Genomic DNA, 7,895 nt, shown 5'->3' on the forward strand with positions numbered 1-7,895 from the left:
TGTATCTAGTTCAATTCGAGGGACTAAGAAATGCACATGCTTTGAGCCATCATCTTCTTGATGTAAAACTGCTGTGAAGTGGTATTGATCAGGCTGTAACCCTGAAAAGGCATGCTTTTCAAAGTGGTCTAATACTTCGTTAATTTCTTGATTGGTTGGTGCATCATCTTTAGACCAAGCAATAACACCACTTGTATATTTCCACTCATTCTCTATAGATTCAGCTAAGGCAGTAAATGCCTGTGGATCTCCACTTAATACCTGAACGTAAGCTCTAGGACGGTTGAGATGATCGACTTCATCAACTAAATAGCTCGCAGCCTTTGCGGGGTCGCCCTTTCCATGCTTCAAAAACTTAATATACATATTATGTTTCCCTTTTCTTTAAAGCTCTTTCTCTTGCACGATTCACAGCTTCAGGACTACGTTCAATTTTGGGAAGCTCACCAAGCCAATGATGTAAATCTTTTTGCATTTGACTGAGTACATGGAAGCATTCAAGAAATGAAAAGTTAGGAACGCTATTCGTATCTTGTCTAAGAATATTTAGTGATTTCGCAAGTTGGTTTAAGTTATTACCAATTCGACCAATTTGGAAAAGTAGTGCTGGGTCTGCTTTCGGTGGCTGTTTAATTGGTTGAGGTTTTTTCTTTTGTTCACTAACTATTTCTATTGGCTCGATTGATACAGTCGGAAATTCAGACTTTATTTTTTGACTGATTAAGGTATTTACCATCTCACTAAAATTGAGATCATGATCATTCAAATATTTTTCTAGTTGTTCCGCTTCTAATTTAGTTAAACGTAGACGTTTAACTTCTGTTTTTAATTCTTTCTTTGCCATAGCATTTTACTAAATTAGGTTCTCAATGATTGGGGTCTTAGGGGGAATCCCCTAACAAGCCCCCGTGACATAAAATATAAAATTGCTTCGCAATTTTGATATTTTGTGGCTACGGGGTAGGCTTGCTTAATTTAAAAATAGCATCTTGTTTATGTATATTCAATATTTTGAGAAATGTTGGATTACACAGAACAAAGGCTAGCTGTAAATTACATGCAGAAAGACGTTGCAAGATTATGGACAATCGCAAGCGAACGCCAAAACTAATCTGTGCACAAACACTATGCACAACTCCGCATAACTCTGTTGAGTTATACGTTGAGTTGCACACAGGTTTGACACACAGGTTTTGTCTTTGCCCACAACCATTGCTAACGCCATGCAGTAATAATGATTTAAATAATTTGAAAGATTTGTTTTTTAAACGGCTGAGATCTGATTTAGGACGGCACTGCCCCACCCTAGACAAAGCAGAAACCGAAAAACGGCTGATATCTGATTTAGGTTGCACTTTCCGCTTTTTTTCTATGACCTTAAACCATAGTCTTTTACCCATGTTCTAATAGAGCGATCTGATACTTTAAGAATCCTTGCAATTTCTTTTTGCTTAACACCCTGAATATGTAATTTCAGTGCTTCTTGACGAATATCGCTATATTGAGCTGATCGAGCTTTACCGCCATGACTTGAATCACCTTTTCGACCTTTAGCTCTTTGACGCTCAATAAACTTAGCATGTGCTTTACCATGATTCTGCCATACCCAACGAGAAACCGACTTAGCAGTAGCTTTTACTTCTGAATATGGCAATGCTTCTAAAAACGCACCATTTGCGTTCTGAGCAACTTTAAGCACTTGAGCATACCAACTATCATAACCACCCTCTAATTGCTCTCTAATCGCCTCATAAGCCCAAAATCTGACGTTATCAAACATCATACAGTTGCGTCCTAGCCCCGAAACCTCTTTTAAGTCTGTTTTTAACTCTTGTAACTCGACAAAATCAGCTAAATAATTCAGCTCATATAGCTCTACGCTAAAAACATGGTTTTCCCACGTTTCGTGACACGGATTTTTAGTAATTAGGCTCGAATAGCAACGATCTGCACCTAGAGCAAGACTGTAAGCTTGTTCAATCTTCGCGAGATACTCAATGATGTTTTGCTTTGCTTTATGCGTAGTACAAACAGGTGCAGCTAACATATAACCAATGTGTGCATGTCCATTTTTGCGGTTTTTGGCTATCCATGTTGGACAAGGTAGGTTTGCATCAGACCATGCAAAATAAGCATCTGCACGATCTATGTCGAATACTAAAGATGTAATTAAACAAGGTGGATTATATTGAATGTATGGCTTTTGAATTGCTGTTTTTTTCGGACGAATAACAACACCATGACCGAGATTTTCTGAGCAATACGGTTTATGAGGTAATTTTGCGTAAAAATCTTCTTTAAAGTTATTCTTATTGGTCATATCACAAGCCCAGAGGCTTGCGATGAAAGACATTACTGTTATAATAACCTTGCATGCTAGCGTTCCTAAAAGTGATTAGCATGTACACTAAGCCCCATCGAGTCGCCAAACTTATTCAGGGGCTTTTTTGTATACGCAAATCAGTGATTAGTAATAAAATTAGTGTCTCTTAAATTTACAGAATATTCAAAAAAACTGCAAATATTGGCGATTTTTCAAAACATATCACATCTAAAAATTTAAAGAGTGATTTGGTTAAGTTCTTAGTCCTTCACTAGATTAAACTTCCGTTTTTTGATAACTGTAATGCCATTTTTATTACTGATAATAGGCTTCGGTTTTTCTTCTTTTGGTGGGGCTAATTCTTTTGTTTGAATTGGGGTTATTTCCTCTATTTTTGTTTTTTCTTCAATAATCTTGATTATCTCGGCATCACCATTCTTAATTTTTACATATATTTCATTAACTACCGCATTATGTTCTTTAATTGATTTATTGTATCTAGCAGTTTTTTTATACTGAACTCTAAATATTCCTATAAATTCATTTACTGCCAATAAAAAATCTTCCTTATTTTCTGATATTTCTTCTAGTGTTCTGGGTGGTTGTTTGCGCTCAAAGTCAATAATATGTATAGGAAATTTATCCGTTATTTTATCAGTTGCAAATGAAATAAAATCATAATTATTATAATGAATTACAGCATATTTCACCTCTTCTTTAATTGGGTGTTTTATGTAACCTTTAACTATTGCTTTACCCTGATCTAATAGCTTGTTCAAGTAAAAATCTTTTGTTTGATTTGCTACAAAACTTCTTTTTCGATAATAGTCTAAATCTCGCTCTTCTGATTGGTCTTTATTACTGTTTTCAGTCGCTTCTACTTCACGATAATGTTCAATAGAAAAATTATAATAATATTGTGCTAATTCTGATGTCCAAATCAGTAACTGGTCTATATTTTCAGGTACAGGAACTGAGGTATTAAGCCAATTTTTTGGTTTTAAATATACAAGCTCTTCTTGACTAAATGATGTGCGTTTTAAACTCTCTTTATTTAACATGCTTACTGCCTAGTCTTTGTTTCATCAATAGCTGTAATTTAAGCATGTTTTAACGCCATGATATGGCGGATCATTTCGTTAATATGCTGTTTAGTGTCTTGATCTTGACCACTTAACCACATCACAACATCAGCATCGAGTACCTTTGCTTGAGCTTCTGCATGGCGTTCCTGTAATTTTTTAATAATTTCAGGTTTAACCAATCTAGCTTGGCTAAAATCAAAATCTTTGTAGTGTTCAAGTTCTTCTTGCATTTTCATATCTCCGCTTATGGTTCATCGGTGCTTCAAAAGCTGTAATAATTCTAACGGTATTTTCTCGCTCAACCCACACAACTGTAAGCAATCTAGCATGGCTACTCAGTCCTACTGTAATCATTCTAGGTTCATCATAATGACCAACATCATCAGCAGTAATTGAGTAAATATCTATAAAAATACTGCATACCTCCTCAAAAGTAATGTTACGCCCTTTGTAAACGATGTCCATTTTTTTGTCATGCCATTCAAACCATAACCCATATAATTCAATCAGTGGCATGATTACTCCTTTCTTTGAGTTCAAATAATTCCACATCATTTTTTTTATAGTCAAAAGACAGAGGAATAGCGTTAGTATTCGCCACTTGTGTTAGAAACAGTTTCATTGCTTGTGAAGCTGTTAAACCATACTTTTCAAAGACTAAAAAAGCTCTTTCTTTTAGCTCAGTATCTATGCGTAAGTTGTAGTTTGTAGTTTCTTCATTACTAGCCATTTATATTCACTTTTAGTTTACTTTATATATACTATAGCAAACTAAAAGTATATGTAAATAAGTTTCAAATTAATAGAAAAAATGATCAACTCTACGGACTAGGTGGCTGATAGTCACTCGTATTTGTATATATTTTTTATTGTTCTTTTCGCCTATCAAGCTCATCTAAAGCCGTAAAGATATTTGTTGGATTAAACCTACTAATTTTTGTTGATAGCGTTCTAGTGAGGCCATTTTCTCGGTCATTTCTTCTGTGATTGGCTTTAGCTGAAATTCTATTTCGCTCTCCAATGTCATCAGCAGAATATTCGGAACGAGATGTTCTATTAATCGACTAAATTTGTTAAACGTAGCTGTAGTTGTTGCTGTAAGTCCTCTTATATTTTCTGTGAAAAAGTCTCTGAGAGAGTTTGCTCGGATAGCTTCGTGCGATCTGCTGATACCTCATACTCGGGGCGAGGCTGTTAAAGCCAACAAAATGGCACTTGGTCAGTGAGATTATAAAGAGAGATTAAAAATCTAAAATTAGACTATTCATACACCTATTATATAGAGGGATGAATAGGAAGATTATATTTATTCAAGTATTTAATAACTTCTTATGATCTAATATAGCTATCGAACTGACTTTGAATTGAATGGTTTAGGAATATCAGTGAAACCAACTAAAGAGCAAGAACAAGCAATTGATTTTTCTAATGGAAATCAAAGCTTTAAGATTTCAGCTTATGCAGGTGCGGGAAAGACAACAACGCTAAAATTAATTGGACAATCTTTAAATAGATCTGGTACTTATTTAGCCTTTAATAAAGAAATTGCTGAAGATGCTAGGCAAAAATTCCCTGAGAATGTTCAATCACAAACATTTCATGCGATGGCCTATAAAGAAACACCTAAATTTTTAAAAGAAAAGTTATCACATCCAAGATTAATGCCTAATCATATTATTAATTTTTTTAATTTTAGCCCTTGTAACTTACCTCTAGAAAAAAATAATAATCAATTTGCAGTTTGTACCTCTTATGATCAAGCAATGATTCTTGTAAGAGCCTTAGATAATTTTTGTAGAAGTACAGATAGTGAACCAACTTATGAACATTCTTTTCGTGCTATGCCTGATTGGGCTGACAAAGGATATTGTCATGATTTAGCATATGACCTTGTTTATAAAGTCCATCAGCTGTGGGAACTACAAATTAGTAAAAATTATAAATATAAAATATCTCATGACGTTTATTTAAAACACTGGGCATTGCAAGATCCAGAGATTAATTCTTCTTTTATTCTATTTGATGAGGCACAAGATGCTGACCCTGTAATGCTCGATATTCTAAGTAAACAAAATACTCAAAAAATTTATGTAGGAGATCGACACCAACAGATATATGGATTTCGTGGCGCAATTAATGCAATGCAATCCTTAGATTTACCCGAAGTATATCTAACACAGTCCTTTAGGTTTGGAGGACGCATTTCAGATATTGCAAATGTTATTTTGAAGCATTTATTAAATGAATCAAAACCATTAAGAGGTAATGATAGTATACGTTCTACATTAAATATGACAGATAAAAGCCAAGCATATTTAGCAAGGACTAATGCTGGAGCATTAGCAACAGGTTTAAAGCTTTTAACAGAAGGTCATAGACCTAAACTAAATCTAAATATGCAAAGTTTATTAAAACAAGTAAAAGATTCTGAAAAACTACAGAATAATCTCTCAGTTGATAAGAATAGTGAGTTTTTTGGATTTTCAAACTGGAATGAGGTATTAGATTATGTTGAAGCGTACCCTAAGTCCGATTTAGTTCCTATAGTCGCTTTAATTGAGGGAAATAGTACCCAATATTTGATTAATATAATTAATAAAATAGCAGCGACAAAATCGTATGACTGCATGGTAAGTACCGCGCATAGAGCGAAAGGACTAGAGTTTGAGACTGTAGAATTAGGAGATGATTTCTTTTGGTCTCGAGATCAAGACGAACTAATTATGACACCATCCGAAGCGCGCCTTTTATATGTAGCATGTACACGAGCAATTAATAATCTAGATATTAGTCGAATGATTGAACTATTTAAGGAACTAAAAAAAAGATTAACGTCAACACATAAAGACTCCCAAATTTCTATTAACTAATATTAGCTTGTATTAAAACGGCTATGGGAGTGAATCATATCCTCGATTATTTTTACGTTCCTGATCTCGCTGTAAATATTTGTTTTTATTTAGTTTATCTAAAGCCGTAAAGATATTTTTTGGATTAAACCCACTAACTTTTGTTGATAACGCTCTAGTGAGGCTATTTTCTCGGTCATTTCTTTTGTGATTGGCTCTAGCTGAAATTCTATTTCGCTCTCCACTGTCATTGGCAAAATATTCGGAACGAGATGTTCTATTGATGCTTTGACTTTGTTCTCGATCTGCAAGTTCTCGACTAAATTGGTTAAACGTAGCTGTAATTGTTGCTGTAAGTCCTCTTGTATTTTCTGTGAAAAATTCTCTGAGATAGTTTGTTCTGATAGATTCCGCACAATCTGCCGATATCTCTCTACGATCTGCACTGCTTCGCTGTGTCTCTCTTTCAAAGTGCTCGTGTAGTCTTGTAGCTCTTTGATAGTCGCTGATTGCACTTGAATAAGCTCTAATGCTTTCTCTTGCTCGTTCTGCTGTTCTTTTAACTGATTCTGCTGTTCTTCGATGATCTTCAATAATTGTGCTTCGAGATTCATTTAATTGACCTCCTTGACGATCACTAATGGCTGTTTCGTGTCTGTCGTCTCGTAACGGATGTTCATGTATTCTGGGTCTACTTGAACGCATAGCTTGCCATCGCACTTCCTTGTGATCATGCTCCCACCTAGTGATTTCAGATAGCTTACTCTGTTCTGCATCGCGTTGATGTCGGTGTATTTGCTTTTGCTTATGTAAATTAGACTGATGCTCAAGATAGTAAAAATAAGAGCTAATGAAATTAAAATGATGTTCGATGTAAAAAGGTTTTTCCTGAGTCTTGATGTTTCCGCGATCTCTTGGCTCATGTTGTTGAGTTGAGCTGATTGGGTTTTTAAGTGGTTGAGTTGCTCTGCTTGTTCGCTCAATAGTGTGGCTGTTTCTTGGGTCTGTTGCTGTAGGACTTGGACTAAATTCTTGCTCTCTGATTGGAATAAAACGAGGTTCTTTTGGGCTTGCACCAAGAGGTTGGTAGCGTTCTCTGTTGTATGTTGAGCGTCTGTTTGAAAGTGTTGTAAGCTTTGCTTTGCACTGTTCAGCAAGTGCGCTGTGTTCTCTTGAAATTGCTCTATGTTCTCTTGATGCGTTTGCATCATTTGCTTTTCTTGTTCGATTCTTAATGTAAGATTCGACACTAAATTTTGACTCATAAAATGCACCTTTTAGGCGTACTGATTTATCTGCACCATCTAATTTTAGGGAAATAAAATTATTACCCTGCCTAGTAACCTCCCCAAGCTCTGAAATAGCGTTTAAAACATCGGTTCTATTCCTAACAAAACCATGTTCTATACGTTGCTCTATATAGCTTCCAATAGCTTCACGAACATCATTAGCAGATTTCCCCTTTAAACCTGCTTTTAGTGCAGATTTATCTTGATAATGAAGGTAGTCAGGGGCTTGTATATCACGTTGTAAACTTGGGTCATCAGGGCGAGACCAACCTTTCGAATAGTTAAAATAATCCCTTAGAGGGTCAAAATATTTTTCATGTCCGGGAGGAGCAATATTGAGGGCTTTTCC

9 protein-coding genes are annotated in these 7,895 nt (G+C 35.3%); 1 reads left to right on the plus strand and 8 read right to left on the minus strand.

The genetic code is table 11. The annotated features are described in order from the left end of the window. The 7 genes from I2F23_RS13180 to I2F23_RS13210 form a co-directional block, all read right to left on the minus strand. Nucleotides 1-366: relaxase/mobilization nuclease domain-containing protein (locus I2F23_RS13180; RefSeq protein ID WP_407648031.1), on the minus strand; the 366-nt coding region annotated here is incomplete at its 3' end. Nucleotide 367: 1 nt separating this feature from the next. After that, a complete protein-coding gene (gene mobC / locus I2F23_RS13185; protein ID WP_195773040.1) occupies nucleotides 368-844 on the minus strand; it encodes a plasmid mobilization relaxosome protein MobC in 477 nt (158 codons plus the stop codon). A gap of 525 nt (nucleotides 845-1,369) precedes the next feature. Further along, nucleotides 1,370-2,320: a replication initiation protein gene (locus I2F23_RS13190; protein ID WP_195773041.1), complete on the minus strand. Its 951-nt coding sequence runs from the start codon at nucleotides 2,318-2,320 to the stop codon at nucleotides 1,370-1,372. Nucleotides 2,321-2,583: 263 nt separating this feature from the next. Next, entirely contained in the window at nucleotides 2,584-3,384 is an 801-nt protein-coding gene (locus I2F23_RS13195) for a hypothetical protein (protein WP_195773042.1), read from the minus strand. Between the two features lie 38 nt (nucleotides 3,385-3,422). After that, nucleotides 3,423-3,638: a hypothetical protein gene (locus I2F23_RS13200; protein ID WP_195773043.1), complete on the minus strand. Its 216-nt coding sequence runs from the start codon at nucleotides 3,636-3,638 to the stop codon at nucleotides 3,423-3,425. Next, nucleotides 3,622-3,924 carry a BrnT family toxin gene (locus I2F23_RS13205; RefSeq protein ID WP_195773044.1) on the minus strand — a complete coding sequence of 101 codons (303 nt, stop codon included), beginning with the start codon at nucleotides 3,922-3,924 and terminating at the stop codon, nucleotides 3,622-3,624. Before I2F23_RS13205 ends, I2F23_RS13200 begins: the two co-directional genes overlap by 17 nt. Continuing rightward, on the minus strand, nucleotides 3,911-4,138 hold the full coding sequence (locus tag I2F23_RS13210; protein ID WP_195773045.1) for a type II toxin-antitoxin system RelB/DinJ family antitoxin: 228 nt from the start codon (nucleotides 4,136-4,138) through the stop codon (nucleotides 3,911-3,913). Before I2F23_RS13210 ends, I2F23_RS13205 begins: the two co-directional genes overlap by 14 nt. Before the next feature lie 655 nt (nucleotides 4,139-4,793). Between I2F23_RS13210 and I2F23_RS13215 the strand changes: the two genes are divergently transcribed. Next, the gene (locus tag I2F23_RS13215) at nucleotides 4,794-6,278 is read left to right on the plus strand and encodes a UvrD-helicase domain-containing protein (RefSeq protein WP_195773046.1); all 1,485 of its coding nucleotides are present in this window, start codon (nucleotides 4,794-4,796) and stop codon (nucleotides 6,276-6,278) included. A gap of 21 nt (nucleotides 6,279-6,299) precedes the next feature. On the opposite strand, the gene I2F23_RS13220 is transcribed toward I2F23_RS13215, so the two are convergent. After that, nucleotides 6,300-7,895 (minus strand): hypothetical protein (locus I2F23_RS13220; RefSeq protein ID WP_195773047.1); only part of this gene is annotated, 1,596 nt, incomplete at its 5' end.

The sequence above is a fragment of the Acinetobacter pollinis genome (assembly GCF_015627175.1).
Classification (GTDB): Bacteria; Pseudomonadota; Gammaproteobacteria; order Pseudomonadales; family Moraxellaceae; genus Acinetobacter; species Acinetobacter pollinis.